Source organism: Dactylosporangium sp. CS-047395, assembly GCF_050942185.1.
In the GTDB taxonomy this organism is placed as follows: Bacteria; Actinomycetota; Actinomycetes; order Mycobacteriales; family Micromonosporaceae; genus Dactylosporangium.
On record NZ_CP192015.1, the window covers coordinates 5,115,218 to 5,140,377 of the forward strand.

Genomic DNA, 25,160 nt, shown 5'->3' on the forward strand with positions numbered 1-25,160 from the left:
CGGGCAAGAAAGTAGGAAGCGTCAGATCCTGAAGCGGCCGACCTCGCGCTGGAGGTCGGCCGCCAGGCGGGAGAGCTCCGTGACCGTGGTGTCGGCCTCGGTCAGCGTCGAGGTGGTGGCCTGGGCGGCCTGGGCGACGCCCGCGATGTTGCCGGCGATGTTGGTGGCGCCGTGTGCGGCCTCGCCGACGCTGCGGGTCATCTCGGCCGTGGTGGCCGACTGCTGCTCGACCGCCGAGGCGATGGTGAGCTGGTAGTCGTTGATCCGGGCGATGATCCGGCTGATCTCGCCGATCGCGTCGACGGCGTTGCCGGTGTCGGCCTGGATCGCCTCGACGCGGCGGGAGATGTCCTCGGTGGCCCGCGCGGTCTCCTGGGCGAGCTCCTTGACCTCGTTGGCGACGACGGCGAAGCCCTTGCCCGCCTCGCCGGCCCGGGCCGCCTCGATGGTGGCGTTGAGGGCCAGCAGGTTGGTCTGCTCGGCGATCGAGGTGATCACCTTGACCACGTTGCCGATCTCGGCCGAGGACTCGCCGAGCTTGGACACGGTGTCGTTGGTGGACTGGGCGACCCCGACGGCCTCGGCGGCGACCTGGGCGGCCTCGCCGGAGTTGCGGGCGATCTCGCGGATGGAGGAGCCCATCTCCTCGGCGCCGGCCGCGACCGTCTGCACGTTGTGGGAGACCTCGCTCGCGGCGCCGGCGGCCACGTCGGACTGGCGGGCGGCCTCGACGGCGTTGGCGGCGATCCGGCCGCTGACCGCGGTGAGCTGCTGGGAGCTGTCGCCGAGGGTACGGGAGCCGGTGGTGATGGCGGCGACGGTGCCGCGCAGGCCCTCGCGGGCGTCGTTGACGGCGGCGGCCATCTCGCCGAGCTCGTCGCGGGCGTACACCTCGGCGGGCTTGGTCAGGTCGGCCCCGGCCAGGGCCCGCAGCGCGCCGGAGACGCTGCCGAGCTGGCGGCGCACGATCCGGGCGACGAAGATGCCGGCGAGGAGGGCCAGGGCGAGGCCGCCGAACAGCAGCACGATGATGTAGAGGCGGGCGTTGCGGTACTCCTGGCCGGCCTGCGCCTCGGTCGCGGTCGCCTCCTGCTCCTCGAGCTTCTGCAGGCTGTTGAGCGCGTCGGCGACCCCGTTCTCCAGCTTGGTCGAGGCGGCGACGAGCTGATCCTGGGCGGGGAGGGTGTAGCCGGACGGCGGCGCCTCGTGGAAGACGACGACGTTGCGCAGGGTGCGGTACTGCCCGAGGTTGTCCGTGACCTCGCCCAGCTGGGCCAGCCGGGCGGTGGAGCCGGCCGCGAGGCTGCGGTAGGCGGTGACGGCGGCGTCGACGCGCTGGTCGGCGGTGGTCGCGGCGGCGCGGTACGGGCCGGCCTGGCTCTCCGCGCCGTTGGCCACGAACAGCGAGAAGATGAGCATGTTGCGGTACATGTCGGCCATGCCCGCGCGCATCTCGGTCAGCTGCTGCGCGCTCTCCAGGTGGCGGGTCTTGATGTCGTGCAGGTCGGCGTTGAGCCGCGACATCCTGCTCAGCGACAGCACCGCGACCGCGGCCGCCACGACCGTGACCAGCATGGCGGCCAGGAACGCCTTGGTGATGACCCCGCGGTCGGCGACCGCAGCCGTCAGCCATCCGCGCCCGACCGTGACCCGTACGTCCCGCTGTGCCACCGAAATCTCCCCTGGCCGCTCCGTGTGGCGCACCGCGCCAGTCGGACTATCGGCGGGAGTGGGGCAAATCTGAGGCTGTCAGCGCTTGAGCTGGCGGCGGTCCCAGAAGAGCAGGACCCCCGCGAGCCCGCGGAGGGCGACGGCACCGGCGAACACCCACAGGACCCATGGCATGGCTCGTCTTTGCCCATCGCGAGCCCCGCTCACACAACCACTCACCTCCGGCGCGAAATCGCCGATACACCGTGCGCTTTTCGTACACACACCCGTCGTGGGGGGACACGGATGCAACCGAACATGTACCCGCGGCCGGCGCGCGACTTCGACAAGAGGACGTGGACCGGCGCGGCCGTCGCGGTCGTCGGCGCGATCGGCCTGATCGTCCCGGTCGTGCGGTCGGCCCCGGCGCCGGCCGCGGTCGTCGTGGAGTCCACCGGCACGGCACCTGCGCCGGTGGCCGTCGGCGGGTCGCTCACGCTGCACGGCAACCGCGACGGGGAGCAGGTGACGGTGACCGTGCTGCGGGTGGCCGACCCGGTGCGGGCCGCCGACGGGGTGTGCGGGCCGGGGGAGGGCAACCGGTTCGTCGCGGTGCAGCTGCGCATCGCGAACACCGGCACCCTGGTCTACGACGACCTGCCCGACGACGGCACCGCGCTGGTCGACGCCGGCGGGGAGCGCTTCGACGCGCGGTTCACGGCCACGACCGCCGGCCCGGCCTTCCCCGGCGGCGGCAAGATCGCCACCGGGGCCAGCGCGGAGGGGTTCGTGACCTTCGCGGTGCCGGCGAACGAGCGGATCGCCACCGTCCAGTTCACCATGGACAGCGGCTTCGCCGACGAGACGGGCGAGTGGGAGCTCGCCACGTCGTGAGGCTCAGCCCGCCATGGCCGGTACCGCCAGGCCCAGCCGGCGCGCCACGTCCCGGCCGAGGTCGGCGTCGACGCGGCTCCAGTACCCGTCGATCGCCCGCTGCTGGATGAACCGCTCCACCCCGTCGCCGAGGTGCCCGGCGATGTTGCCGGCGAGGCGGTCGCGGGCGGGGGCGTCGAGCACATCGCGGTACAACATCCGGGCTTGGATGAAATCGTCGTCGTCGCGGTGGGCCTCGTAGGCGGCGCGGACGATCTCGCCGCCCTCGAAGGACCAGCTCGCGTCGGGGTAGCGCGGATCGGCCTGCGGGCCGCCGTAGCTGTTCGGCGCGTAGACGGGCCCGCTGTGCAGGCCGTGGCGCATCGGGCCGTCCTTGTGGTAGTTGTGCACCTCGGCCAGCGGGCGGTTGACCGGCAGTTCCATGTAGTTGGCGCCGTTGCGGTACCGCGCCGAGTCGGCGTAGGCGAACATGCGCCCGAGCACCATGCGGTCCGGGCTCGGCCCGATGCCGGGCACGAAGTTGGCCACGTCGAAGGCGGCCTGGGTGACCTCGGCGAAGAAGTCCGTCGGGTTGCGGTCCAGCACGAACCGGCCGACCGGGATCAGCGGATAGTCGGCGTGCGGCCAGACCTTGGTGACGTCGAACGGGTTGAACCGGTAGCCGGGCGCGTCGGCGTACGGCATCAGCTGCACCTCCAGCCGCCACGCCGGGTGCTCGCCGCGCGCGATCGCGTCGTGCAGGTCGCGGCGGTGGAAGTCCGGGTCGGCGCCGCGCATCGCCTTGGCCTCGGCGTCGCTGAGGTTCTCCACACCCTGCTCGGTCTTCCAGTGGTACTTCACCCAGAACCGCTCGCCGCCCGCGTTCTGCCACATGTACGTGTCGCTGCCGTACCCGTTCATGTGCCGCAGCGTGCGCGGGGTGCCCCGGTCGCCCATCAGGTACGTCACCTGGTGCGCCGACTCGGGGGAGAGGGTCCAGAAGTCCCACTGCATGTTGTTGTCGCGCAAACCGGTTTCCGGCCGTCGCTCCTGCGAGTGGATGAAATCGGGAAACTTCATTGGATCGCGCACGAAGAACACGGGCGTGTTGTTGCCGACGAGGTCGTAGTTGCCCTCCTCGGTGTAGAACTTCAGCGCGAACCCGCGCACGTCACGGTCGGTGTCCGGGTACCCCTCCTCGCCGGCAACGAGGGAAATCCGGGCAAGCAGCGGGGTCCGTTTGCCGACCGCGTTGAGAAACGCCGCCTTGGTGAACCCGGTGACGTCGTGCGTCACCTCGAACGTGCCGAAGCCGCCGAAGCCCTTCACGTGGTAGACCCGGTCCGGGATCCGCTCCCGGACGAAGTGCGCGAGCTTCTCGACCAGGTACACGTCCTGCAGCAGGTTCGGCCCGCCGGGCCCGGCGGTGAGCGAGTGCTCGTCGCTGGAAACCGGGTTTCCGGCGTCGGTCGTCGTCTTGTCCATCCGGTGTCACACCTCTTTTCCGGCCCAGAATCGGTCGAGTTTGTCGGCGATGAAGTCCGGGCGTTCCTGGAACACCCAGTGCCCGCAGTGCTCGATGACCCCGCCGTGCGCCTCCTCGGCGATGGCCCGCGCACTGTCGATGCAGTGCGACCCGAAGGAGACCGCACCGCCCCACGCCATCATCGGCACGCGCAGCTTTTCCTTGGTCAGAGCCCGCAGTTGTACCGCCTGCCGCGGGATCGACCCGTAGAGGTTGAGACTGCCGCGGAGCGTGCCGGGCTGGCGCATGAGCGTGACGTACGCCCGCACCTCCTCCTCCGGCATGGCCTCCGGGTCGTAGGCGAAGTCGCGGAAGAAGTGCCGCAGATACTGCTCCTCCCGCCCCTCGACGAGCATCCGCGTGACGTCCATCCGCATGTGCATGGAAAGATGCCAGTAGTGCACCACCGGGTCGACGTAGCCGGGGTAGTCCAGCCCGAAGAACGGCGTCTCGATCGTCGAGAGCGACAGCACCCGCTCCCCGCCCGCATACGCCAGCGCCACGGCCGGCGGCCCCCCGAGATCGTGGCTGACGACGTGGAACTGCTCCACCTCTTCAACCTCGAGCAGCCCGAGCATGTCCCGCGCGATCGTCTGCGGCTCGTACCCCTCGAACGGCTTGTCGCTGTCCCCGAACCCGCGCAGATCGGGCGCGATGAACCGGTACCGGTCCCCGAACCGCTCGATGAGCCCCCGGTACTGCCGATGCGACTCCGGCCACCCGTGCATCCCCAGCACCACGGGCCCGTGCCCCGCGGTCACGTAGTGCAGCCGGACCCCGTTCACCTCGGCGCGCCGATGCCGGATCTCCACCATGCGGGGTTGCCTACCCGCGGACATCCGCCCAAACGCCGCCCCCGGACCGGGGTGGTACCTCTCCCGGGCGATATGACGGCCGCCCGCGCATCGCTACCATCCGCCCCATGAGTCCCCCTGGTCCCGATGCCGACCCCGGCGGCTCGGCCAGCCTCTACCGGTACTTCGCGCAGCTGCTGTCCTGGCTGGGCGTCCACGATCCGGCGGTGGTGCGGTGGTCGTTCGTCGCCGTGGTCGCGGTCGGGCTGCTCTGTGCGCTCGCGCCGCTGTTCCAGTTCGTGGCCTTCGCCGGCGGCAAGGTCCGCGGCGCCCTGGCCGCGCGGCGCGATCCGTGGCGGGCGGAGCAGCGCAGGCGGTTCGCCGGTCACGTGCAGAGCCAGCTCGAACGCCTCGACGACCTCGACGAGTGGAGCGACTACCGGTTCGCGCGGCTGGAGGCCGAGGTCGAGACCGAGGGGCGCGGCCGGTGGCGGTTCCCGCACTGGACCCCGCGGCCGCGGCAACGCCTGCGGCGGGAGAAGTCGCTGTCGCGGGCCCTGCAGCGCACCGGCGAGCGGCTGGTCGTGCTGCAGGGCCCGCCCGGCTCCGGCAAGAGCGTGGCGCTGCGCAACGCGGCCCAGGCCCTGGCCCGCAAGGCGCGCCGGGCCCGGCTCGACACCCGCATCCCGCTGTACATCAACCTCAAGGACTTCCGGCCGCCCGGCGGCCGGCCCGACGCCGAGGCGGTCCGCCGCTTCGTGCTGGAGCAGCTGAACCAGGCCAACTCGCGCGACGTCGAGGCGTTCCTCGACGAGGAGTTCGACCGGGGCCGCCGCGAGGGCACCTGGCTGTTCCTGTTCGACTCCTTCGACGAGATCCCGGAGATCCTCACCTCGGTCGAGTCCGACGAGACCGTCGGCCGGTACGCGGACGCCCTGTTCGACTTCCTGCACGGCATGTCCACCTGCCCGGGCGTCATCGCCTCCCGGGAGTTCAAAGGCCCGCGCCGGTTCGGCTGGCCGACGTTCACCGTGCAGCGCCTGACCAACCGTCAGCGCCGCGACCTGGTCCGCCGCGCCGCCCTGAAACCCGACGCCGAGGCGATCGTGCACGCCGGCCTCGCGACCGCGACCCCGACGGTGACCCAGCTGTCGGGCAACCCGATGCTGCTCGGCCTGCTGTGCGAACACGTCCGCGAGCGGCACGCGTTCCCGGCCTCGGCGCACGCCGTGTTCGAGGCCTTCGTCGAGGGCCGCCTGCGCCGGGACCGGGAGCGCCTCGACCGCCGCTTCGGCGTCACCCCGCAGGAGCTGCGCCAGCTCGCCGAGATGCTGGCCTTCCAGCTCACCGGCCGCCCCGACGCGGGCCTGAGCCCCACCCGGGCCGAGGTGGCCGCACTGCTCACCGTCGACGTGGCCTGGCTCGACCGGCACCTGGACGCACTGGAGTACGTGAAGCTCGCGAAGCCCCAGGACGGTGCCGAGCACCGGTTCTCGTTCGTGCACCGCCGCTTCCAGGAGTACTTCGCCACCTGCGTCGCCCTGCGCGAGCCCGGCCGCGTCTCGGTCGACGCCCTGCTGCTCGACGGCCAGTGGCGCGAGACGGCGGTGGCGATGCTGCAGACCCAGGACGCCCCGGCCGTGTCGGCGCTGCTGACCGAGGCCGAACGGCTGCTGGCCGCGGGGACGGTGGACGACCCGGCCGGGTTCGCCTGGCCGCCGAACAGCCTGCACCTCCTGGGCCTGCTCGACAGCGGCCTGGCGGACCGCCCGGACGAGGTCCCGGCGACGCTCCGGTCGACCGTCGACCCGCTGTTCGACGCGGCCTGGTCGACGGACCGGCGGCACTATCAGATCTGGGCCGTGCAGGCGGTACTGCTGGCCGAACCCGCGACGGCGGCCCGGATCCTCGAGGCCGCGTTCCGCTCGCAGAGTGCCCTGCTGCGCAGCACCGCCTATCGCACCGTCGGCCGCCTCGTCAGCGTCCATCCCGGACTGCGGCGTCCGATGCGCCTCGCGCTGATCGACCAGGCCATGCGCGGGCGGCTGCTGCTGGAGTGGCGCACGGTCAAGGCCCAGCTGGCCCGGCTGAGCGATCCGGAGCCGCTGGTGCAGGCCGCCCGGCTCCTGCGCTGGTCGCCGCCGGCGGCCGTGCTGATGCTGGTGCTGGCCGCCTGCTTCGCGTCGATGGCCGATCCGCGACCGGCGGCCGCGCTCTACCTGCTGGCCGCGCCCCTCACGGCCGCGGCCGGGATCGGCGCCGCCGAGGCGTGCAGCATCTGGCTGCTCTCGCAGGAGCGCAAGCGAAGGCCGATCCGCGCGGAGACCTGGCAGGTGCAGGCCGGGGTGTCGGCCTTCTGCCGGTTCCTGGGCGTGTTCCCGACGGCGCTGCTGTTCAGCGGGCACGGACCGTCCGTGTGGACCGCCTTGGCCTCGGTGGCGTCGATGTACGCGCTCATCTGGCCATTGTTCGTGGTGTGGGCGATCGAATCGGGAGCGGACGTCCGCGCCCGGCACTGGCTCGTCCTGCCGCTGTGGATCCCGGCCCTGGTGGCCGGGCGGCAGCTGCGGCGGATCGGCCTCGGGGAGCTGAAGGTCTGGTGGGCGGCCGCGGCCGTCCTGGTGCTCGTGGTCGCGTGCGGGGCCGCGGTGTTCGCGGCCGTGGTGGTCGGCAAGTTCCACCTGCCGCACAGCTGGGAGGTCGCGGGGCGGTACGTCGGCCTCGTGGGCGGCGCCTTGCTGCTCGTCGTGGCGGTGGTGGCGGTGGCCCTGCGGATCGCCGACTCCCGGGCCGACCTGCGCTCGCTCCGCGCGCTGCCCGACGGCCACGAGCTCGACCGTGCGGCGATCCAGTCGGTCTTCCGGACGCTGCGGACCGACACCGGCGTCCAGCGGCTGATCGCTGACATCCGCCGGAAACGGCTCCGCTGCACGCCCGACGGGCTCCAGACGATCAGTGAGATCGTCGCGGCGGCCGAACTCCTGCGGCTCGGGCCCGAGGACTTCGTCGCCGTTTGGATCGCCGGATGGGTCCTGCCGTTGCGCGTCCGGTCGGCGGTGATCGACCGGACGGGCCTGTCCGAGGCGACGCTCGACGCCGTCGCGCAGCTGCTGTACGAGAACATGGTGCCGGGAACGACCTATCAGGAGCCGGTGCTGCCCTGAGGAACGAGTTGCGGCAGGATCGTGGCCGCCGTGCCGCGCAGGTTCAGGGTGCTCACCGCGTCCAGCGGCGTCGGGTCCGGGTTGACCTGGATGACGGCGGCGCCGAACCGGGCCGCGATCCGCGGGACCTCCGCCGCCGGGTACACCACGCCCGAGGTCCCCACCGTCAGCAGCACGTCGCAGTCCGCGGCCGCCTCCACCGCAGCGGCCAGCGCATCCTCCGGCAACTGCTCCCCGAACCACACCACGCCCGGCCGCACCAGCGACCCACAGGAGGAGCAGCGCGGCGGGGCCAGGCGGCGGCCCTCCTCCGGCTCGTCCGAGCCGGCGAACACGGCGGGATGCGGTGGGGTGCCGATGCAGCGCGGCGGGGCCAGGCGGCGGCCCTCCTCCGGCTCGTCCGAGCCGGCGAACACGGCGGGATGCGGTGGGGTGCCGATGCAGCGCGGCGCGAACAGGCTGTCGTGCAGGTGGACGACGGCCGTACTCCCGGCCCGCTCGTGCAGGTCGTCGACGTTCTGCGTCACCACCGTGGTGGCCGGGATGTGGGCCGCCAGCGCCGCCACCGCGCGGTGGCCGGCGTTCGGCACGGCGGCGCGGGCGCGGGAGCGGCGCCATTCGTACCAGCCCCACACCAGGTCGGGGTCGGCGTGGAAGGCCTCCGGGGTGGCCAGCCGCTCGGCGTCGTAGCGGGCCCACAATCCGGTCAGGTCGTCCCGGAACGTGGGTACGCCGCTCTCCGCCGACATCCCCGCGCCCGTGAACACCACCAGGCGCCCGGCTTCGGCCACCAGCGCGGCGGCCGCGCTGACGGTCACGCGACGAGGCCGGCGGCGGTCAGGCGGGCGTGGAACTCGGCCGCCAGGTCGACGTACTCCTCGATGTCCGTCACCAGGTTCGAGACCGTGAGGAAGAGGTGGTCGACGCCGGCGTCCGGGAGGGCCGCGATGTCCCGCACGATCTGGTCCATGCTGCCGGTGTACGGGCGGCGGCCCTCCTCCGGCAGCTCGTTCAGGTCGTGGGCGAGGCCGACCTGGAACGTGCACGAGATCGACGACGGGTCGCGGCCGTAGGAGGCAGCCAGCTCGCGCACGCGGGCCATGTTCGCGGCCACCGCCGGTGCGGGCAGGCCGGTCGGGAGCCAGCCGTCGGCGCGGCGGGCCAGCCGGCGCAGGGCCGCGTCCGAGAAGCCGCCGACGAACAGCGGGATGCGGCGGGCCGGCTTCGGGCCGACCTGGGCGGGCGCAAGGGTCCAGCGCTCGTTGCGGTACGAGACGGGATCCTTGCCCCAGATGGCGTCGGCGACGTCGAGGAACTCGTCCAGCGCCGCGCCGCGTTCGGTGAAGGGGCGCGGGGCGAGGGCGGCGAACTCGTCGATGCTCCAGCCCGCGCCGACACCGGCGATGAGGCGGCCGCCGCTGACCGCGTCGAGGCTCGCGAGGGTGCGGGCCAGGCGGGCCGGGACGTGCAGCGGTGCGACGAGGACGCACGTGCCCAGTTCGACCCGTTCGGTCACCGCCGCGGCCACGGTCAGGGCGATCACAGGATCGAGGACGCCGCCGTACCGCACGGGCCACGGCACATCCGGCATGTTGTAGAGCCCGTGGGCACCGCTCTGGTCCTCGGGGAGCAGGAAACGCTCGAAGACCCAGACGCTGTCGTACCCGATCTCTTCCGCCGCCCGGGCCGCGCGGACGACCGCGGTGCGGGGGTCGAACTCCTTGAGCTGGGGCAAGCCGATTCCCACTCGTAACGCCACGCACGCATCCTAGGCCCTGTCCTGCCGATCTTGCCGGCCTGCACCGGGCCCAGATTCCAACGCCAAGGCCGGCCCGGCCGCTACGCCGGCCGGCCCGGCCAAGGCGGCCTGCGCACACATCGCGGAAGGCCGGTTACAACCCCGGTAACCGACCTCCCGCGCTGCGCACGCAGCCGAAATCTGGACTCCGTCTCGGCTCGACAAGCTCGGCAGGACAGGGCCTAGGCATTCATGGTTGGCAGCGGATCAGGTGGGTAACCGTCTATGCAGGACGCTGTGAAAGGAGGCAGCCATGCAGCCGATCACGTTCCTGCCCTGGGCGTGGAGGGACACGTACAACCCGGACGCGGCCGACCCCCGGTTCCCGGAGGAGCGCCGCAACGACCTGGACCTCAGCGGGTACCGGGTCGAGGCCCTGGACGGCCACATCGGCTCGATCGACTCGGCCAGCTACGAGATCGACAACTCCTGGCTGGTCGTCGACACCGGGCCGTGGATCTTCGGCCGGAAGGTGCTGCTGCCCGCCGGGACGGTCCAGAACGTGGACCACGCGGAGCGCAAGGTGTACGTGGACCGGACGAAGGACCAGATCAAGAGCTCGCCGGAGTACGACGAGCGGTCCTTTGACACGGACGACTACCGGCAGCAGGTCGGGGACTACTACACCCGCAGCTACCGCGACGAGTAACCCACGTCCCGCTTGAAGGATGGTCCTCGGGCTGCCGCCCGGGGGCCGTCCTGGTATCCGGGGTACCAGGAAAACCGATGCGCAGTCTCATGCCGGCCGCGGCGGGCATGGTGGGGGCATGGCAACGAACGACCTTCCGGGCGGCGTGTACCGCACCGGCGACCTCGACCTCACCCGCGTCGGCTACGGCGCCATGCAGCTGGCCGGCCCCGGCGTCTTCGGGCCGCCGAAGGACCGCGCGGCCGCGATCGCCGTGCTGCGCGAGGTGGTGGAGCTCGGCATCACCCACATCGACACGTCGGACTACTACGGCCCGCACGTCACCAACGAGATCATCCGCGAGGCCCTGGCGCCGTACCCCGAACAGCTGCACATCGTCACCAAGGTCGGGGCGTACCGGGACGAGCAGGGCGGCTGGCCGCCCGCGCGCAGTCCCGAGCAGCTGCGCGACCAGGTGCACGACAACCTGCGTCGGCTCGGGCTCGACGCGCTCGACGTGGTCAACCTGCGGGTCGGCGGCCTCGACGCGCCCGAGGCCGGCTCCATCGCCGAGCCGTTCGGGGCCCTGGCCGAACTCCAGCGGCAGGGCCTGATCCGCCACCTCGGCCTCAGCACGGTCAACGCCGAGCAGCTCGCCGAGGCGCAGGCGATCGCGCCGGTGGTGTGCGTGCAGAACATGTACAACATCGCCCGGCGCGACGACGACCCGCTAATCGAGCTGACGGCCGCGCAGGGGATCGCATTCGTACCGTATTTCCCGCTGGGCGGCTTCTCGCCGCTGCAGTCGGAGACCCTGGCGGACGTGGCCAAGCGCCTCGAGGCGACCCCGCTCGCGGTCGCGCTGGCCTGGCTGCTGCAGCGCTCGCCGAACATCCTGCTGATTCCGGGTACATCCTCCGTGGCACATCTGCGGGAGAACGTCGCCGGCGCCGCGCTGGAGCTGCCGGAGGACGCGCTGGGGGAACTTGACGCGATCTGAAACATCGACCCGGTTCGGTTGCCGTCGGGCAACGGTATATTGTCCCCGTCCAACAGCGTGGTGGGGGCGGAGGGGTGATGCGCAGCGACCTGACCGCCGACCGGGAGCTCGGCCGCGACGCCGCGGGGCGGGTGCGGGTGAGTATCCGCCTGCGCGGGCTGGTCGACCTGGGCACGCAGCCCATCCTCGAACAGGCTCTGGACGAGGCCCTGGCCGTGCGCGAGGTCGGCGAGATCGTCGTCGACCTCGGCGGGCTCACCCTGCTGGACAGCACGGGCATCGCCACGTTGCTGCACGCGTACCGGCGCGGCGCCACCGTCGACGTCCGGCTCCGCACGACCGGGGCGACCGGCATGGTGCACCGGGTTCTGGACATCACCGGGGTGCTGCGGGTCCTCGCCGCCGAGGATTGATCGGGATGTTTGTGGGCAAGCCAATGTGATGAGCCCGTCCCGTTTCACCGATGACAGCGTCCCCGAAACCGGCATCCGCAAGCTGTTCACCACATCGGGGCACTGGCAGCGATGGCTGGACGTGGAGGCGGCGCTCGCCCTGGCCGAGGCCGACGCCGGCGTGGTGCCACCCGACGCGGCCGAGGCCATCGCCGCCGCGGCCCGCCTGGACCTGCTCGACAAGAACCGCATCCGGTCCGGGATCGCGGCCACCGGCCACCCGCTCATGCCGCTCATCACCGAGCTGAGCCGGGTGCTCGGCGACGACTACGGCGGCTGGGTGCACTGGGGCGCGACCACCCAGAACATCACGCAGACCGGCGACGCGCTGCTGTTGCGCGACGCCCATCAGCGGCTGCTCGGCCTGCTCGGGCGGGTCCTGGCCGCGGCCGGGGAACTGGCCGAGCGGGGCGCCGAGATGCCGATGGCCGGGCGCACCCATGGGCAGCATGCGGTACCGGTGACATTCGGTTTCAAGGCCGCCGTGTGGATCGACGAGCTGCTGCGCCACGTGGCCCGGCTGCGGCGCTGCGAGCCCGCGGTCTTCGTGGCGATGCTCGGCGGCGCGGTCGGCACGCACGCGGCCCTCGGCGCCGACGGCCCGCGGGTCCAGGCCCGGCTGGCCGAGCGCCTGGGGCTGTGGCCGATGGACGTCCCCGCCCGCAGCACGTCCGACGGCCTCGCGGAATACGTGTGCGTGCTCGCCCTGCTGGGTGGGACCGGCGGCAAGATCGGGCGGGAGCTGTACTCCCTGATGCAGACCGAGTACGGCGAGGTCCTCGAGCCCGCGCTGCCCGGCGACGTCGGCAGCAGCACCATGCCGCACAAGCGCAACCCGAAGCTGTCGCAGGACATGATGACGATCTCGGCGCAGATCCGGGCGCTGGTGCCGCAGGCCCTCGAAGCCATGCACCAGGATCACGAGGCCGACGGGGCGTACACCGCGATGCTCGACGACGCCGTCGGCCGGGCCTGCGTCCTGGCCGGCGACCAGCTGGCCCGCCTCGCGGTCGTGCTGGAGGGCCTGGAGCTCGACCCGCACCGGATGCGCGCCAACCTCGACCTGACCGGCGGCCTGATCGTCTCCGAGGCGGTGATGCTGGCGCTGGGCAAGGTGATCGGCCGGCAGGAGGCGCACAGGGTCGTGTCGGAGGCGGCACACCGCGCGGCCGCCGGCGAGGGCACGTTCGCGGCGCTGCTGGACACCGATCCGCGGGTGACCACGTACCTCACCGCCGGCGACCTGGCGGCGCTGCTCGACCCGACCCGGCACCTCGGCCTGTCGGCGGAGCTGGCCCGGGCGGGCGCCGAACGCGCCCGCGCCGCGGTTCAGGGCAGCTGGGAGGTGAGCCCGGCCGCGAGCACCTCGGCCTGGACGTCGGTGATCTCCTCGCCGTAGTCGCGGACGAGTTCCGCCTTCGTGTACACGATGTGCCCGTCGGCGTCCTCCGCCTGCGGCACCAGGACGATGCCGTCCTGCGCCACGGCGAGGGCGGGGTCGGTGTGCGTGGACTGCGCGAGAGCCCGGATGTCGTCTGCCGTGATGGTCGTCATGTCCGTCCCATTGCCCGCTCGTACCGCTTTTTAGTCCAATTGCACGGCCGCGCGGACCGCCTCGCGCAGCAGGGCGCGGCGGCGCTCGTGATCCTCGGCCGGCTCCGCGGGCGTCGCGGCGTAGAACGCGCTCGCCGGCGACCAGGCGCACGCCATCGCCAGGACCAGCGCGAACAGGTCGCTCGGGTCGCCCGGCCGGAGCAGCCCGGCGGCCTGCGCCCCGGCGATCGCGCGCAGCTTCGGCTCGTCCTCGGGCCGGTCGTCGCCGAGCCGCCCCTCCGAGCGCCGCTCCAGGCGCAGCCAGGTGGTGAGGCGGATCAGCTCGGGGTGGCGCAGGTTCTCGTCGTACATGGCGACGGCGAACCCGGGCAGGTCCCGCGCGTCGAAGGTCACGGCCTCCATCAGGCGGTCGACCCGGTCGGCCACGACGGCGTCGAACAGGCCGTCCTTGCCGCCGTAGTAGCCGTACAGCTGGGCCTTGTTCGTCAGGGCCGCCGCGACGATCCGGTCGATGCGGGCGCCCGCGATGCCCCGCTCCGCGAACTCCTCGGTGGCCGCGTCGAGAATGCGGCGGCTGGTGGCGGTGCCGCGCGCGGTGGTGGGGAGTTCCGGCATGCGCCCACGATAACAAACAGACCGGTTGGTCTGCCGCGTGCTACGGTCGAAACAGACCGACTGGTCTGTCTTCCCCTCCGGAAGGAAATCCCATGCGCACCACCACCGCCTGGCAGGGCTCCGGCCCGGGCGCCGCGCTGCAACGGGCCGCCATCGAGCGCCGCGACCTGCGCGACGACGACCTCGCCGTCCGCGTCGACTACTGCGGCGTCTGCCACAGCGACCTGCACGCGCTCAGCGGCGCCATCGGCAAGCCCGTCGAGGGCATGGTCGCCGGCCACGAGTTCACCGGCACCGTCACCGCCGCCGGCCCCGCGGTCACCGGCTTCGCCCCGGGCGACCGGGTCGCCGTAGGCACCGTCGTCGACTCCTGCGGCGACTGCGCGATGTGCGCGGCCGGCCAGGAGAACTACTGCCTGCGCGGCGCCACCAGCACCTACGGCGGGACGGACCGCATCGACGGCTCGATCACCCTCGGCGGCTACAGCCGCGAGTACGTCCTGCGCACCGCGTTCGCCTACCCGCTGCCGGCCGCCCTGGACCCGGCCGCGGCCGCCCCGCTCATGTGCGCGGGCATCACGATGTGGGAACCGATGCGCGCGGCCGGGATCGGCGCCGGCTCCCGGGTCGCGATCGCCGGACTCGGCCGGGCTCGGGCACCTGGGGGTCAAGCTGGCCGTCGCGCTGGGGGCGGAGGTGACGGTCCTGAGCCGTACCAGGGACAAGGCCGAAGACGCCCGCGCGCTCGGCGCCGCCGATCTGCTCGCGACGACCGACGACGCCGAGCCGGCCAAGGCGACCGGCCGCTTCGACCTCGTCCTCGACGCCATCCCGGCCCCGCACGACCTCGCGCCGCTGCTGCGCCTGCTCGCCCTGGACGGCACGCTGAGCGTCGTGGGCTACCCGCGCGAGGTGCAGCTCCAGCTGATGCACCTGACGTACGGGCGCAAGAACCTGTCCTCGTCCGGCACCGGCGGCACGAAGCACACCGCGGAACTGCTCGAGTTCGCCGCCGGGCACGGGATCACCGCCGACGTCGAGGTCCTGCCGTCCTCCCGGGTCGACGAGGCGCTCGCGCGACTCCAGAAGGGCGACGTCCGGTACCGCTTCGTGCTCGATCTGTCCGATCTGGACGACTAGCGCGCGCCGGCCGGGGCTCCCGCCTCGATCAGGCCCGCGATCCCGCCCGGGGACATCGGACGGGCGAAGTGGTACCCCTGGGCCGTGCGGTAGCCCAGCGCGGACAGCCGGTCGGCCTGCTCCTGCTGCTCCACCCCCTCGGCCACGATGTCCAGCCCCACGATGCGGGCCAGGGCCAGCACGGCGGCGGGCATGGTGCCGCGCCGGCCGGTCTCGTCGCGCTGGACGAAGGAGCGGTCCAGCTTGAGCTCGTCGACCGGCAGGTCCTGCAGCAAGGTCAGCGAGGACTGGTCGGTGCCGAAGTCGTCGAGGGCGACCCGCACGCCGAGCGCGCGCAGCTCCTCGAGGCGGACCGCGGCCGGGCCGAGCGCGATGGCCGCGCTCTCGGTGATCTCGACGGTGAGCCGGTGCGGGGGCACGCCGAAGTCGGCGAGGGCGGCGGCCACCATGTCGGTGAACCCGGCCGCGGCGAGCTGGCGGCCCGAGACGTTGACGTGCACCACGCGCGGCGCGTCCGGGCCGAAGTCGGTGATCCACGCGGCCAGCTGCCGGCACGCCTCGCGCAGCACCCACTCGCCGAGCGGGACGATGAGGCCGGTGCGCTCGGCGACCGGGATGAACTCGATCGGCGGCACGGTCCCGCGGGTCGGGTGCTCCCAGCGCACGAGGGCCTCGACGCCGCTCAGCCGGCCCTCGTCGAGGGTCACGATCGGCTGGTACTCCAGGAAGAGCTCGCCGCCGACGATCGCCTGGCGCAGCTGGGCGCCGAGCGCCGCCGAGCCCGCGACCGCGCCGGACATGCCGGGGACGTAGCGGCGGTACCCGCTGCCGCCGTCGTGCTTCGCCGCGTACATGGCGATGTCGGCCAGGCGCAGCAGCTCGCCGGGCTCGTCGCCGGTGCGGCCGTCGGCGATGCCGATGCTGGCCCGCACCAGCAGCTCGTGGCCGTCGGCGAGGACCGGTTCGGCGAGGGCGGCCACCATGCGCTGGGCGACGAGCTCGGCCTCGGCCGGATCGATGGCGTCGAGCAGCACGACGAACTCGTCCCCGCCCAGGCGGGCCACCAGGTCGCCGGGGCGCACGCCGGCGGCCAGCCGCGCGGAGACGGCCACCAGCAGCGCATCGCCCGCGCCGTGCCCGAGCGTGTCGTTCACGATCTTGAAGTCGTCGAGGTCGACCAGGGCCACGCTCACCGGCCGCACCGCGCTCCCGCCGAGCACGCCGGCCAGCCGCTCGTTGAACAGTGCCCGGTTCGGCAGCCGGGTCAGCGCGTCGTGGGTGGCGTTGAAGTCCAGCTGCTCGAGCAGGTCGGTGTTCTCCCGGAACGCGGTCACCTGCCGCCACACGACCAGCCCGGTGAGCACCACGGCGGCCATCGCGGTGACGGCCAGGTCGTCGGCGCCGTTGGCGATGGAGCCCAGCAGCAGCGCGTCGATGGCGCCGACGGCGAGGTACGGCAGCACGCTGAACGGCCGCCGCGACACCGCGAGCGCCGTGTCGGGCGCGGCGAGCGTGCGGAACTGCCGGCGCACCGCGATCGGCACCACCGCCAGCACCAGCGGCACCGTGATCTGCGGCAGGCTCAGGTGCGGCTGGTCGATGATGAACCGCTGCGCGACCCCGCTGAGCGCACCGGCGACCAGGCCGCCGCCGAAGAGCCGCAGCGCGCCCTTGGCCACGAACGAGTGCCCGGACAGCGCGACCTTCACGATCACGAAGACGGTGACCAGCTCCAGCACCAGCGTGAGGCCGGCGGCGGCGAGGGAACCGGCCTCGTAGCCGGTGCTCTCCAGCAGCGGCCGGGTCTGGTAGTGCCAGATGAACACCGCGGCCGCCACGATCACGGTCGAGGCGTCCAGGCCCACGCGGAGCCGCTCCTCCGGACCGGAGGCACCGGTCGGCAGGCGCCACAGGGACCACAGCAGCACCAGAACCGCGCAGCCGTACGTGGTCACCGTCAACGGCGACAGGCTCTGGCTCGGCACCGGGCCGCCGATCGCGTCCCGGGCGTTGAGCAGGATCCCGAGCCCGGCCAGCACCGCGGTGAGCGCCAGCCCGCGCCAGAACCGCCGGGTCGGCGCCGCGAACGCCCGGGCCCGCGCGACCTGCGCCGCGGCGAGCACCGGCAGCACGATCGACAGCACCGCCGGCAGCCACGTCAGCCACAGCGGAATCCGCGCTTCACCCCAGTTCACCGCGAACGCGCCCGCGGACCACACGGCGAGCAGCACCGATCCGAGCACCGCGCGGTCGAGCCTCTTGCCGGCCATCCGTCTTCACCATCCCACTCAGAGCAACGTCGTCCCATCGGCGGACGGCCCGAGATCTCTGAGCGCGGAACGGTTTCCACTTCGTTTCACTGCGGGTGTGCGGGGCAATCGGTGCACATGCCTACGTTGCTCGCCCGCCTGGAGGCCGCGCAGAAGCTCGACGGAGCCGCCGACGCGCTGCGCCGCCTCGCCCGCAAGACCTGGGGCCGCCCCGGCCTCGCCGACCTGCTGCACCGCCGGCTGATCGGCCACCCGGTGCACCCGGCGGTGGTGCACCTGCCGATCGGCGCCTGGATGAGCACCGCGGTGCTCGACGCGCTGCCCGGCACCGAGCACGCCGCGACCACCCTGCTGGCCGTCGGCACCGCCGGGGCCGTGCCGGCCGCCGCCACCGGCCTGTCCGAGTACGTCACCCTCACCCGCCCGCAGCGGCGCGTCGCCTTGGCCCACTTCACCGCGAACGGCGTGGCGATGGGGTTCTTCGCCGCCTCGATCGCCGCCCGCCTGCGCGGCGACCACGCCCGCGGCCGCGTGCTGTCCTACACGGGCCTGGGCGTGGCAGGCATCAGCGCCTATCTAGGCGGCCACATCGCGTACGCGATGCACGGCCCGGCTGCTGCAGCGGATGGTCAGTCTGGCACCGTTGACTACCCCTCGATGTCCTGAAAAGCAGTGGGGGAGCTTCGCTCCACCCACACCCCCTCAACACCGCACCGGGTTCCGCTGGCGGCGGCAAGTCCTTGCTGGACAGGTCTAGACGAGCAGTGCTCGGGCGGCGGCGGCGATGTGGTCGGCGTCGATGCCGGCCCACGCCATGAGCTCGGGGCCGGTCCCGGAGCCCGGCATCTCCCGCACCGCGAGGTGGCTGACGTGCAGGTCGGTCAGCCCCGCGGTGACCACCAGGGCGTCGATCACCGCGGAGCCCAGGCCGCCCTCCGGGTGGTGGTCCTCCGCGACCACGAGACGGCCGCCGGTGGCGCGGGCGGCCGTGGCGAGCGTGTCGACGTCGATGGGCTTGATGGAGTAGGCGTCGATCACCCGGGCCGCGATGCCGGCCCCGTTCAGCAGGTCGGCCGCGGCCAGGCAGGCGTGCAGGGTCACGCCGGTGCCGACGAGGGTGACCCGGTCGTTGTCGGTCTGGCGCAGGACCTTGGAGCCGCCGATCGGGAACGTCTCGCCGTCGCGGTACAGGACGGGGTAGGCGCCGCGGGTGGTGCGCAGGTAGCTGATCCCCGGATTGGCGGCCATGGCGTTGGTCAGCGCGACCGCGCTCGTGCCGTCGGAAGGGCAGAGCACCGTCGAACCGTGCACGGCGCGGAACATGGCGAGGTCCTCGAGGGCCATCTGCGAGGGGCCGTCGGCGCCGATCTCGACGCCGGCGTGCGAGCCGGCCAGGCGCAGGTCGGCCCCGCTGACGGCGCCCATCCGGATGAAGTCGTAGGCGCGGGTGAAGAACGCGGCGAAGGTCGACGCGAACGGCTTGTAGCCGCGCACGGCCAGGCCGGTGGCCGCGGCGACCAGTTGCTGCTCGGCGATGTACATCTCGAAGTAGCGGCCGGGGTAGGCCGCCGCGAACTCGTCGGCGTAGGTCGAGTTGCTCACCTCGCCGTCGAGGGCGACCACCCGCGGGTCGCGGGCGCCGAGGGCCACGAGCGCGTCGCCGTACGCCTTGCGGGTCGCCACCTTCGTGCCCGGCTCGTAGACGACGGGGTCGCGCGGCCCGGCCGGAGCGGCGCCGGGACCGCCGCGGCCGCCGTCGCCGGACGGGCGGGGGCCGCGCAGGGTGAGGTCACGCTCGCCGCCGAGCCCGTCGATGGCGCGGCGGGCCATGTCCGGCGGCAGGGGCTTGCCGTGCCAGCCGTCCCGGTCCTCGATCTCGGGGAAGCCCTTGCCCTTGACGGTCCGGGCCAGGATCACGGTCGGGGCGTCGCCGGGGTCGGCCGCCTCGGTGAGGGCGTCGTCGACGGCGGCCAGGTCGTGCCCGTCGACGGCGATGACCCGGGCGCCGAAGGCGTCGGCGCGGGCGGCGTACGCGTCGAGGTCCCAGCCGAGGTCGGTCTCGCCGCGCTGGCCGAGGCGGTTGACGTCGACGATGGCGACCAGGTTGGACAGCCGGTAGTGCGACGCCTTGTCCAGCGCCTCCCACATGGAGCCCTCGGCCATCTCGCTGTCGCCGCACAGGACCCACACGCGGAAGGGCTCGCGGTCGAGGTACTTGCCCGCGAGGGCCACGCCGACGCCGTCGGGCAGGCCCTGGCCCAGCGAGCCGGTGGCCACGTCGACCCACGGCAGGATCGGCGTGGGGTGGCCCTGCAGGCGCTGGCCGAAGCGGCGGTACCCGTGCATGAGCTCCTCGTCGCCCACCACGCCGACGGCCTTGAAGACCGAGTACGCCAGCGGGGACGCGTGGCCCTTGGAGTAGATGAGGTGATCGTTGCGCGGGTCCTCCGGGTGGTCCCAGTCGTAGCGCAGGTGCCGGGCGACGAGCACGGCGAGCAGGTCGGCGGCCGACATGCTGGACGTGGGATGGCCGGAGCCGGCACTGGTGGACGCGCGGATCGCGTCGACGCGCAGCTGGGCCGCGAGCTCGGCGACGGTGTCCAGGCCGATGTCCGCCCTCGTGATCGTGGTCATGCGCGCTGCCCTACCCGCCCCGCGCGGGACGGCGATCCGGCGCCGGGGTGAAACCGGCGCGCCGACCCTCCTTGACAAGATTCTGAAAAGGTTTGCAGAATCGCGGTATTCGATGGGAGGCATCGATGCCGGTAACGATCAAGGATGTGGCGCGCGCCGCCGGGGTGTCCGCGTCCACGGTCAGCCGGGCCCTGGCCACCCCCGACCTGGTGCGGGCCGGCACCCGGCTGCGCGTGCAGCAGGCCGTCGCCGCACTCGACTATCACCCGAACCGGGCCGCCCGCGGGCTGATCACCGGGCGCACCGGCAACCTCGGGCTGCTCGTGCCCGATCTCGCCAATCCGTTCTTCCCCGGCGTGGTCAAGGGCGTGCAGGCCCGGGCCCGCGAGTTCGACTACGCCGTCTTCCTCGCCGACACCGACGAGGACGCGACCGCCGAGGCCGGCCTGGTCCGCAACCTCAGCAAGCAGGTCGACGGGCTCATCCTGTGCTCGCCGCGGATGGGCGAGGACGAGGTCCGCGCGCTCGCCGGGGACACCCCGATCGTGCTGCTCAACCGCCGGGTCGGGCGGATGCCGTCGGTCACCGTGAACAGCGTCGACGGGCTGCGGCACGCCGTCGGGCACCTCACGGCGCTCGGGCACCGGCGCGTCGCGTACGTGCCGGGACCGAAGAACTCGTGGTCCAACCGGGAACGTTTGCGGGCGCTGCGCCAGGTCGCGGCGGCCGCCGACGTCGAGCTCATCGAGACCGGCAACGTGCCGCCGCGCTTCGCCGGCGGGGTCGCCGCGGCCGACCAGGTCCTCGCGACCGGGGCGACCGCCGTCTTCGGCTACAACGACCTGGTCGCGATCGGCATGCTCAGCCGGTTCGCGGCGCGCGGCGTCGCCGTGCCCGGGCGGATCAGCGTCATGGGCTTCGACGACATCGTGCTCTCCGAGATGGTCAGCCCGGCGCTGACCACCCTCGCCCAGCCCAAGGAGCAGACCGGCAAGGCCGGCGTCGACCTGCTCCTGCAACTGCTGGACGATCCCGCCCACCCGGTCCAGCGCCGGGAACTCGACTCCCACCTGATGGTCCGCGACAGTACCGGAGCCGCCCCTCACTGAAGGGAAATCCGCCATGTCCCTGCAGAAGCGCGCCGTCGTCCTCATCGCCGCACTGAGCCTCATCGCCGCCTGCGGCGCCCCCGACAAACCCGCCGGCACCACCGCCGAGAGCGGCGGCACCGTCCCCGACACCCCGAGCGCCCCGGTCAGCCTCAACATCCTCGACGTGGCCGGCAACCTGCAGCTCACCCAGGGCATGATCGACGAGTTCACGAAGGCGAACCCGAAGGTCATCGAGAAAGTCACCTACTCCAAGGCCACCGCCCCGGAGCTCGCCGGCAAGATCAAGGCCCAGCAGGACGCCGGCCGGGTCGACATCGACCTGGTCCTCACCGGCGTCGACGGCCTCGCCGCCGGCATCGACCAGAACCTGTGGCTGCCGATCGCGGGCAGAACCAGCGCCGACTACCTGCCCGGCGCGGCCGCGATGCAGAAGCTGGCCGGCGAGTTCGGCGTCACCGTCACCTACTACCCGTCCGGCCCGCTCATCGAATACCTGCCGGCCAAGGTGCCCAACCCGCCGAAGACCGCCCAGGAGCTGCTCGAGTACGCCAAGGCCAACCCGGGCGCGGTGCAGTACGCCCGGCCCGCCAACTCCGGCCCCGGCCGCACGTTCCTGATGGGCCTGCCGTACCTGCTCGGCGACAAGGACCCCAGGGACCCGACCGCCGGCTGGGAGAAGACCTGGGCCTACCTGGCCGAGCTCAACAAGTACGTCACGCTGTACCCGTCCACCACCAGCGAGACGATGAAGAGCCTGGCCAACGGCTCGGCGAAGATCATCGCCAGCACGACCGGCTGGGACATCAACCCGCGCGTGCTCGGCCAGGTGCCCAAGGAGGCGGCGATCGGCTCGCTGCAGGGCTTCCACTGGGTGACCGACGCGCACTACGTGACCGTCCCCAAGGGAGTGTCGGCCGACAAGCAGTCCGCGATCCTGCTGCTGCTCAAGTCCATGCTCACCAAGGAGCAGCAGGCCAAGGCGTACGACAAGGGGTACTTCTACCCGGGCCCGGCGGTCAAGGACGTGCCGCTGTCCCTCGCGCCCGCCGACAGCCAGAAGGCGATCGCCGACTTCGGCCGGCCCGAGTACGAGTCGCTGATCGCGAACAACCCCCTCGAAACCCCGCTGGACGCCAAGGCGCTGGTGGCCGCGTTCGACAAGTGGGACCGCGAGATCGGCGGCGCGAAGGTGAACAAGTGAGCGAGTTCGACCTGCTGCGCCTCGACGGCGTGACCCGGCGCTTCGCCGGGCACGCCGCCCTGGCGGACCTGAACCTGGACATCCGCCGGCACGAGTTCATCGCCCTGCTCGGCCCGTCCGGCTGCGGCAAGTCCACCGCGCTGAACTGCCTGGCCGGGCTGCTGCCGCTGTCCGGCGGCAGCATCTGGCTCGACGAGCGCCGCCTCGACACGCTGCCGCCGGAGCGGCGCGGCTTCGGCATGGTGTTCCAGAACTACGCGCTGTTCCCGCACCTGAGCGTCCGGCGCAACATCGCCTTCGGGCTGCAGATGCGCCGGCTGCCGCGCGAGGAGATCCGCCGGCGCACCGACGAGGCGATCCGCCTGGTGCGCCTCGACGAGCACGCGGCCAAGCTGCCCGGCCAGCTCTCCGGCGGCCAGCAGCAGCGGGTCGCGATCGCCCGCGCCGTCGTCGTCTCGCCGTCGCTGGTGCTGATGGACGAGCCACTGTCCAATCTGGACGCGAAGCTGCGGCTGGAGATGCGCACCGAGATCCGCCGGCTGCACCAGCGCCTCGGCCTCACCACGGTGTACGTCACGCACGACCAGGAGGAGGCGCTGTCCCTCGCCGACCGTCTCGTGGTGCTGCGCGACGGGCGGGTGCAGCAGATCGGTACACCCGAGGAACTGCACACCCGGCCCGCCAACCCGCACGTGGCCGACTTCATGGGCTTCCGCAACCTGCTCCGGGCCCGGGCCCGGGCCGAGCACGTCGCCGGAGACCAGGTCCGGATCAGGATCGAAGACCAGACCTTCTCCGGTACCGCCATGAGCCCCGTCAATCCCGGCGACGACATCATCGCGGCGGCCCGCCCCGAGGACCTCACCCCGGCCGAGGACGGGCTGCGGTGCGTGGTGGAGGTCGTGGAGTACCAAGGAAGGGAAATGGCGGTTGAAGCGCGGACCGGCGGCGGTCTCCTGCTGCACCTGCGCACCACCGCGCGGCTGGCCCCGGAGGACCCGATCGGCCTGACGTTCAAGAACCTCCTCATCTACAAGGCAACGTGATGGTCGCCCTCAAGCACCGGCTGGCCGAGCGCGGCGTCGACCGGCAACTGTGGCTGCTCGCCCCGGCCGCCGCCTTCGTGGTCCTGCTGTTCATCTACCCGTTCGCCTACGGCGTGGGCCTGTCGTTCCAGCCGGACAAGGGCGGCCCGCTCGAGGCGTACCGCAGCTTCTTCGCCGACGCCTACCAGCGCGACACGATCTGGATCACCCTGCGCATCGCGCTGCCGGCCGCGATCGTCAACGTGGCCGCGTCGGTGCCGATCGCGTACCGCATGCGCGGCCGTTTTCACGGAAAACGGGCCGTCACCACGTTGCTCGTCGTGCCCATCACGCTCGGCACCGTGCTCACCGCGCAGGGCCTGCTCAACTACCTCGGCCCGACCGGCTGGCTGAACCGCGTGCTGCTCGGCGCGGGGCTGATCGACGCGCCGATCCGGCTCATCCACAACTCGTGGGGCGTGTTCCTGTCCCTCGTCATCACCGGCTTCCCGTTCGCGTTCCTGCTGGTGCTGTCGTACCTGTCCGGCATCGACCCCACCCTCGAACGCGCGGCGGCCACGCTCGGCGCCGGCTGGTGGCAGCGGTTCCGCCGGATCACCCTGCCGCTGCTGGCACCGGGGCTCGCGACCACGTTCTGCCTGACGTTCGTGCTGGCCTACAGCGTGTTCCCGTCGGCCGTGCTGGTCGGCGATCCGGCCGGGGAGACCCGGGTCATCGCCTTCGCCGCCTGGCAGGCCCGCTACCAGCACTACGACTTCGCCCAGGGTTCGGCCATCGCGATCGTGATGGGGCTGGTCGAGCTCGTCGTGATCGGGGCGGTGCTCGGGGCGCGCTCGTTGCTTTACACCGGACCGACGGGAGGCAAGGGATGAGCCGGCGGATCGTGGCCAGCCCCGCGGCCTGGCTCGTGTGGGGCGTCGTCGTCTTCTTCATGCTCAACCTGGCCGGGGTCGTCGGCTCGGTGCTGGTCAGCTCGTTCGGCAAGCAATGGTTCGACACCTGGCTGCCTCAGGGCTTCACGACGCAGTGGTACGCCCAGGCCTGGGACGAGTTCGGCCTGCTGCACGTGCTGCTGGTGACCCTGGAGGTCTCCCTCGCCGTCGTCGCGGTGTCCCTGCTGATCGGTGTCCCCGCCGCCTACGTCCTGGCCCGGCGCCGCTTCCCGGGGCAGCGCATCGTCTACCTCGCGTTCCTGCTGCCGATCCTCATGCCCCCGATGACGTACGGCATCCCGCTCGCGACGGTGCTGTACAAGTACGACCTCGCGGGGCACCTGTCCGGGGTCATCCTGGCCAACCTGGTGCCCTCGGTGCCGTTCGTCATCCTCACCATGACCCCGTTCATCGAGCAGATCGACCCGGCCGTGGAGCGCGCGGCCCGGATGTGCGGCGCCGGCACCCGCCAGGTGTTCACGCGCATCCTGGCCCCGCTGCTCGTGCCCGGCATCCTCGCCGCGTCGATTCTCGTGCTCGTGCGTACGATCGGCATGTTCGAGCTCACCTTCCTCACCGCCGACGAGGAGTCCTCGACGCTCGTCGTCAAGCTCTACGCGGAGATGGCCTCGCCGGGCATCCGCGCCCAGCAGTCCATCGACGCGATGGCCGTGGTGTACACCGCGACCATGCTCGTGCTGCTCGTCCTCGCGCTGCGGATCGTCAACCCGACCCAGCTCGTCGCCCGTGTCCAGGAAGAGGTCGACTGAAC

At 72.5% G+C, this 25,160-nt stretch carries 22 protein-coding genes and 1 pseudogene; 14 read left to right on the plus strand and 9 right to left on the minus strand.

The features are described from left to right. Positions 1–21: 21 nt before the first annotated feature. Positions 22–1,671 carry a methyl-accepting chemotaxis protein gene (locus ACQP00_RS24105; RefSeq protein WP_433222671.1) on the minus strand — a complete coding sequence of 550 codons (1,650 nt, stop codon included), beginning with the start codon at positions 1,669–1,671 and terminating at the stop codon, positions 22–24. Positions 1,672–1,956: 285 nt separating this feature from the next. Between ACQP00_RS24105 and ACQP00_RS24110 the strand changes: the two genes are divergently transcribed. Next, the gene (locus tag ACQP00_RS24110) at positions 1,957–2,544 is read left to right on the plus strand and encodes a DUF4352 domain-containing protein (protein WP_433222673.1); all 588 of its coding nucleotides are present in this window, start codon (positions 1,957–1,959) and stop codon (positions 2,542–2,544) included. Between the two features lie 3 nt (positions 2,545–2,547). On the opposite strand, the gene ACQP00_RS24115 is transcribed toward ACQP00_RS24110, so the two are convergent. Next, a complete protein-coding gene (locus ACQP00_RS24115) occupies positions 2,548–4,008 on the minus strand; it encodes a catalase (RefSeq protein WP_433222675.1) in 1,461 nt (486 codons plus the stop codon). Between the two features lie 6 nt (positions 4,009–4,014). After that, positions 4,015–4,863, minus strand: coding sequence for an alpha/beta fold hydrolase (locus ACQP00_RS24120; protein WP_433222677.1), 849 nt, complete (start codon positions 4,861–4,863; stop codon positions 4,015–4,017). Positions 4,864–4,970: 107 nt separating this feature from the next. Between ACQP00_RS24120 and ACQP00_RS24125 the strand changes: the two genes are divergently transcribed. Beyond that, positions 4,971–8,006, plus strand: a complete 3,036-nt coding sequence (locus tag ACQP00_RS24125; RefSeq protein ID WP_433222679.1) for an NACHT domain-containing protein — start codon at positions 4,971–4,973, stop codon at positions 8,004–8,006. Here the strand turns inward: ACQP00_RS24125 and ACQP00_RS24130 are convergent. Next, positions 7,985–8,824, minus strand: coding sequence for an SIR2 family NAD-dependent protein deacylase (locus tag ACQP00_RS24130; RefSeq protein WP_433222681.1), 840 nt, complete (start codon positions 8,822–8,824; stop codon positions 7,985–7,987). The genes ACQP00_RS24125 and ACQP00_RS24130 overlap by 22 nt on opposite strands. Continuing rightward, positions 8,821–9,765, minus strand: coding sequence for a TIGR03619 family F420-dependent LLM class oxidoreductase (locus ACQP00_RS24135; RefSeq protein WP_433222683.1), 945 nt, complete (start codon positions 9,763–9,765; stop codon positions 8,821–8,823). Before ACQP00_RS24135 ends, ACQP00_RS24130 begins: the two co-directional genes overlap by 4 nt. A gap of 292 nt (positions 9,766–10,057) precedes the next feature. On the opposite strand from ACQP00_RS24135, the gene ACQP00_RS24140 reads away from it, so the two are divergent. The 4 genes from ACQP00_RS24140 (at position 10,058) to ACQP00_RS24155 (ending at position 13,283) form a co-directional block, all read left to right on the plus strand. Next, positions 10,058–10,453, plus strand: coding sequence for a PRC-barrel domain-containing protein (locus ACQP00_RS24140; RefSeq protein ID WP_433222685.1), 396 nt, complete (start codon positions 10,058–10,060; stop codon positions 10,451–10,453). 118 nt (positions 10,454–10,571) lie between these two features. Beyond that, positions 10,572–11,432: an aldo/keto reductase family oxidoreductase gene (locus tag ACQP00_RS24145; protein ID WP_433222687.1), complete on the plus strand. Its 861-nt coding sequence runs from the start codon at positions 10,572–10,574 to the stop codon at positions 11,430–11,432. 77 nt (positions 11,433–11,509) lie between these two features. Continuing rightward, a complete protein-coding gene (locus tag ACQP00_RS24150) occupies positions 11,510–11,845 on the plus strand; it encodes an STAS domain-containing protein (protein ID WP_433222689.1) in 336 nt (111 codons plus the stop codon). Between the two features lie 28 nt (positions 11,846–11,873). Continuing rightward, entirely contained in the window at positions 11,874–13,283 is a 1,410-nt protein-coding gene (locus tag ACQP00_RS24155) for a class-II fumarase/aspartase family protein (RefSeq protein ID WP_433222691.1), read from the plus strand. Here ACQP00_RS24155 and ACQP00_RS24160 read toward each other — a convergent pair. Continuing rightward, the gene (locus ACQP00_RS24160; RefSeq protein WP_433222693.1) at positions 13,214–13,438 is read right to left on the minus strand and encodes a hypothetical protein; all 225 of its coding nucleotides are present in this window, start codon (positions 13,436–13,438) and stop codon (positions 13,214–13,216) included. The genes ACQP00_RS24155 and ACQP00_RS24160 overlap by 70 nt on opposite strands. Before the next feature lie 30 nt (positions 13,439–13,468). Beyond that, the gene (locus ACQP00_RS24165; protein ID WP_433222695.1) at positions 13,469–14,053 is read right to left on the minus strand and encodes a TetR family transcriptional regulator; all 585 of its coding nucleotides are present in this window, start codon (positions 14,051–14,053) and stop codon (positions 13,469–13,471) included. 92 nt (positions 14,054–14,145) lie between these two features. Here ACQP00_RS24165 and ACQP00_RS24170 point away from each other — a divergent pair. After that, positions 14,146–14,523, plus strand: a pseudogene (locus ACQP00_RS24170) (alcohol dehydrogenase catalytic domain-containing protein); the annotation flags it as partial. Positions 14,524–14,749: 226 nt separating this feature from the next. Next, positions 14,750–15,193 (plus strand): zinc-binding dehydrogenase, encoded by a 444-nt coding sequence (locus ACQP00_RS24175; protein ID WP_433222697.1) that lies wholly within the window; start codon positions 14,750–14,752, stop codon positions 15,191–15,193. Here the strand turns inward: ACQP00_RS24175 and ACQP00_RS24180 are convergent. Continuing rightward, positions 15,190–17,463: a putative bifunctional diguanylate cyclase/phosphodiesterase gene (locus ACQP00_RS24180; RefSeq protein WP_433222699.1), complete on the minus strand. Its 2,274-nt coding sequence runs from the start codon at positions 17,461–17,463 to the stop codon at positions 15,190–15,192. The genes ACQP00_RS24175 and ACQP00_RS24180 overlap by 4 nt on opposite strands. Positions 17,464–17,580: 117 nt before the next feature. Between ACQP00_RS24180 and ACQP00_RS24185 the strand changes: the two genes are divergently transcribed. After that, positions 17,581–18,129, plus strand: coding sequence for a DUF2231 domain-containing protein (locus tag ACQP00_RS24185; RefSeq protein WP_433223967.1), 549 nt, complete (start codon positions 17,581–17,583; stop codon positions 18,127–18,129). A gap of 87 nt (positions 18,130–18,216) precedes the next feature. On the opposite strand, the gene ACQP00_RS24190 is transcribed toward ACQP00_RS24185, so the two are convergent. Beyond that, on the minus strand, positions 18,217–20,097 hold the full coding sequence (locus tag ACQP00_RS24190) for a transketolase (RefSeq protein ID WP_433222701.1): 1,881 nt from the start codon (positions 20,095–20,097) through the stop codon (positions 18,217–18,219). A gap of 125 nt (positions 20,098–20,222) precedes the next feature. Between ACQP00_RS24190 and ACQP00_RS24195 the strand changes: the two genes are divergently transcribed. From ACQP00_RS24195 to ACQP00_RS24215, 5 genes are read left to right on the plus strand one after another with little or no spacing between them, the layout of a single operon-like run. Then, positions 20,223–21,206 (plus strand): LacI family DNA-binding transcriptional regulator, encoded by a 984-nt coding sequence (locus tag ACQP00_RS24195; protein ID WP_433222703.1) that lies wholly within the window; start codon positions 20,223–20,225, stop codon positions 21,204–21,206. A gap of 13 nt (positions 21,207–21,219) precedes the next feature. Continuing rightward, positions 21,220–22,410 carry an ABC transporter substrate-binding protein gene (locus tag ACQP00_RS24200; protein ID WP_433222705.1) on the plus strand — a complete coding sequence of 397 codons (1,191 nt, stop codon included), beginning with the start codon at positions 21,220–21,222 and terminating at the stop codon, positions 22,408–22,410. Further along, positions 22,407–23,456: an ABC transporter ATP-binding protein gene (locus tag ACQP00_RS24205; protein ID WP_433222707.1), complete on the plus strand. Its 1,050-nt coding sequence runs from the start codon at positions 22,407–22,409 to the stop codon at positions 23,454–23,456. Before ACQP00_RS24200 ends, ACQP00_RS24205 begins: the two co-directional genes overlap by 4 nt. Then, positions 23,456–24,328, plus strand: a complete 873-nt coding sequence (locus ACQP00_RS24210) for an ABC transporter permease (RefSeq protein WP_433223969.1) — start codon at positions 23,456–23,458, stop codon at positions 24,326–24,328. Before ACQP00_RS24205 ends, ACQP00_RS24210 begins: the two co-directional genes overlap by 1 nt. Beyond that, on the plus strand, positions 24,325–25,158 hold the full coding sequence (locus tag ACQP00_RS24215; protein WP_433222709.1) for an ABC transporter permease: 834 nt from the start codon (positions 24,325–24,327) through the stop codon (positions 25,156–25,158). The genes ACQP00_RS24210 and ACQP00_RS24215 overlap by 4 nt, the downstream gene beginning before the upstream one ends. Positions 25,159–25,160 lie beyond the last annotated feature (2 nt).

Bases quoted from the DNA above. Each gene is read 5' to 3' on its own strand.
- ACQP00_RS24215 (WP_433222709.1), top strand. From the start codon at position 24,325: ATGAGCCGGCGGATCGTGGCCAGCCCCGCGGCCTGGCTCGTGTGGGGC.
- ACQP00_RS24155 (WP_433222691.1), top strand. From the start codon at position 11,874: ATGAGCCCGTCCCGTTTCACCGATGACAGCGTCCCCGAAACCGGCATC.
- ACQP00_RS24195 (WP_433222703.1), top strand. From the start codon at position 20,223: ATGCCGGTAACGATCAAGGATGTGGCGCGCGCCGCCGGGGTGTCCGCG.
- ACQP00_RS24110 (WP_433222673.1), top strand. From the start codon at position 1,957: ATGCAACCGAACATGTACCCGCGGCCGGCGCGCGACTTCGACAAGAGG.
- ACQP00_RS24160 (WP_433222693.1), bottom strand. From the start codon at position 13,438: ATGACGACCATCACGGCAGACGACATCCGGGCTCTCGCGCAGTCCACG.
- ACQP00_RS24200 (WP_433222705.1), top strand. From the start codon at position 21,220: ATGTCCCTGCAGAAGCGCGCCGTCGTCCTCATCGCCGCACTGAGCCTC.
- ACQP00_RS24120 (WP_433222677.1), bottom strand. From the start codon at position 4,863: ATGGTGGAGATCCGGCATCGGCGCGCCGAGGTGAACGGGGTCCGGCTG.
- ACQP00_RS24125 (WP_433222679.1), top strand. From the start codon at position 4,971: ATGAGTCCCCCTGGTCCCGATGCCGACCCCGGCGGCTCGGCCAGCCTC.
- ACQP00_RS24185 (WP_433223967.1), top strand. From the start codon at position 17,581: ATGCCTACGTTGCTCGCCCGCCTGGAGGCCGCGCAGAAGCTCGACGGA.
- ACQP00_RS24140 (WP_433222685.1), top strand. From the start codon at position 10,058: ATGCAGCCGATCACGTTCCTGCCCTGGGCGTGGAGGGACACGTACAAC.
- ACQP00_RS24190 (WP_433222701.1), bottom strand. From the start codon at position 20,097: ATGACCACGATCACGAGGGCGGACATCGGCCTGGACACCGTCGCCGAG.
- ACQP00_RS24145 (WP_433222687.1), top strand. From the start codon at position 10,572: ATGGCAACGAACGACCTTCCGGGCGGCGTGTACCGCACCGGCGACCTC.
- ACQP00_RS24150 (WP_433222689.1), top strand. From the start codon at position 11,510: ATGCGCAGCGACCTGACCGCCGACCGGGAGCTCGGCCGCGACGCCGCG.
- ACQP00_RS24180 (WP_433222699.1), bottom strand. From the start codon at position 17,463: ATGGCCGGCAAGAGGCTCGACCGCGCGGTGCTCGGATCGGTGCTGCTC.
- ACQP00_RS24210 (WP_433223969.1), top strand. From the start codon at position 23,456: ATGGTCGCCCTCAAGCACCGGCTGGCCGAGCGCGGCGTCGACCGGCAA.
- ACQP00_RS24165 (WP_433222695.1), bottom strand. From the start codon at position 14,053: ATGCCGGAACTCCCCACCACCGCGCGCGGCACCGCCACCAGCCGCCGC.
- ACQP00_RS24115 (WP_433222675.1), bottom strand. From the start codon at position 4,008: ATGGACAAGACGACGACCGACGCCGGAAACCCGGTTTCCAGCGACGAG.